At 46.5% G+C, this 2477-nt stretch carries 1 protein-coding gene; it reads right to left on the bottom strand.

Annotated elements, in window-relative coordinates:
- Window positions 1-8: 8 nt before the first annotated feature.
- Window positions 9-2345 carry an alpha-L-rhamnosidase C-terminal domain-containing protein gene (locus WBV27_RS04045; RefSeq protein WP_424199647.1) on the bottom strand — a complete coding sequence of 779 codons (2337 nt, stop codon included), beginning with the start codon at window positions 2343-2345 and terminating at the stop codon, window positions 9-11.
- Window positions 2346-2477 lie beyond the last annotated feature (132 nt).

The following is a 2477-nucleotide window of genomic DNA, read 5'->3' as shown; positions in this document are numbered from 1 at the left end:
TTGATCATTCATTTCCGTTTATCGGCACTACTGACAGCGTGTACATTCATGCCTTCCGGCACTTGATAACTGACATTTAAACCAGCTCCATCTTTCTTCCATTCAACTTTGACAAGCCCATGAGGTGTCATAACCTCTCCCTTGGCCCATGTCAGGTATCCAGGGGTTGGAGCGATCACGACAGATTTATAGCCTGGTTCTGCTGGATAAACGCCCAATGTCACACTCGGCAATTCATACAGCGCCAAAGACCCCCAAGCATGGCATTCGCTTCTCTCTCCGGCTTCTGCCTCCACGCAAGTCGTGGCATTGTTCTTGATCATTCTGCGCCAAATATTCCAGTAATCATCCGTCATCTCATAAAGTTCTGCTTTCTGTAAGGCGCGATAGAGATAAAAAGACATCGCCACCGAGCATTGCGCATAGTTTTCTTTGTGCATGATCGTCTCCAACAGATTTGCTTTTCCCTGTTGAGGGGAAAGGGTATCCGTCAATAACGCAAACACTTGCGTATGTTGGCTGTACGTTTCAATGCCTGGACCATCCTGGATCATTCCGTTTGAGCCGAGGCAGTACTTTTTGATGGCCCGTTTTACTGCTTCTGCTTTTTCTTCCATTTGGCTTGCCAATTGGCTGCGGCCAAGATGTTCAGCTATCTGTGCAGCCGTCTGCAAGCCCATAATATAGAGCAAACTTTCCATCGTGATGGCCCCCTGCAACGTTGCCGGAGGGACACCGCTTGTGCCGTTCCACTCAGGCGTCCAATCGATGAATGACCAGTAGCGATCAATTCCGTTCATGCCGCCAAGCTTTCCTGCATAGCCTTCAGGTCTCACGTTTCTCTCAAAGTAGTTCAACACGCCTTCAACAGTGGGCATATGATATTCCAGAAGCGCCACATCATCAAAATACATCATATGGTCATGCAGCATCAAGATGTAGTAGATGGAAAATCCGGGTATGACATTCGGCCCATAGCAAGGGTACGAACCATTCAAGGTGCCGTCGTAACGATGAGAGCGCTTAAAATCATCCATACATTTACGCGCGAGCCGATCATCCGCAGAGACAGCATAGGTATACAGTATCTGCAGCCTGGAATCCATTGCATACTGCAACTGCTCATAGAAAGGGCAATCTTCATACGTTTCATGCATACAGCGCCTGAGAGTCCGTTCACTGATCTCCCAAATTGCGCTCAAACTTTCATCTGAGCTTTCGAAAGACGTGCTCACTTCCAAAGGATAGCCGGTTTCGACGTAATCAAAAGCTTCAAGAACAAGTCCCTCGTCTTTTGTTTCAATTTCCAGCCCAATGAACCGGAATGTCCGAAACCAAAAAGGTGCATAGCATTCCGGAGCCTGTTCCGTACCATAACCCGCTACCGTATATGCATCACTGAATCCTTCCAGGTGTCCGCCCAGATAGTCCTCCCGGTCTTCCTTCACTGGTATCTCCAAACCGTTGACAACTGTTTTTTCATTTTGGACGTAAGCTTCCGATTGAAGAATGTTGATCTTAGCGGAATGCCCGCCGGAAACCGCCAGTTGGAGATAGCCTGTCATTTCCTCCCCAGCAGAAATCTCAATGATCTCCTTGCTGTTAGGCGGAATGACAATGCGCTCTCTTTTGCAGAGAAATCTCTCCCACGCGTCTTTTGGATGTACCGACTTTCTGAGGGTCATAATTTTCTCGAAATTCCGTTCCTTCCGGTACATGAAAGGAATGGTGCGTGGATGCAAGTTCCCCGGGCTGACCGCTCGACTCATCTCGTTTGGTTGATACGCCATCGCCATCGGCCAATCCGCTGCGTCAAAACCAGCCTTCAGCCAGTCGGCATTTTTAGCATCGCCGCTGACTTTTTCATATATCTGCAGGGGCGCAAAAACCGCTGATTCCGAAATGATTTCAAAAGTTGGATCGATGAGGCATCGCCACGTTTCGTCTGCCTGGATGCTTTGTACAAAACCTTCAGCGCTTGTGATTTCTCCCGACACATAAAGTCCGGGCGTATCCGTGCGGAATATGCCATGATTCCCTTTTGAATGATTCAGCGGATAACGCAGCACTTTTACTGCAAATACGTTTAATCCTTTTTTCAGATGCTTTGTGATATCAATCGTATCATAATACCAAATTTGCCGATCCCCTTTACTCGGACCCACCTCCACAAGATTGTCATTTATATATAGTTTATACCGGGAATCAGCGGATATCCTCAATTCTCCCTTAATCGGAGCTGAAAGATGAATCTCTTTACGAAAATAGACTTGTCTAGGCGCTTCTCCATCTTCGAGTGTCCAATCTTTTATCCAAATCCACTCAGTTGTTCTGTCTCTATCCATCGGAACCCTCCTTCTATTTGAATTGTAAGGGTTCCCAAAGAAATCAACCATTGCGCAATTACGCTAATAAAATTGACTTTTTCTAACGAATAATCCATAGTATAATGGAAAAGTGACTATTTTTATCAAAAA

Origin of the sequence: Trichococcus sp., assembly GCF_049589555.1 — a bacterium.
Lineage (GTDB): Bacteria > Bacillota > Bacilli > Lactobacillales > Aerococcaceae > Trichococcus.
This window is presented reverse-complemented; position numbering and strand designations above follow the sequence as displayed.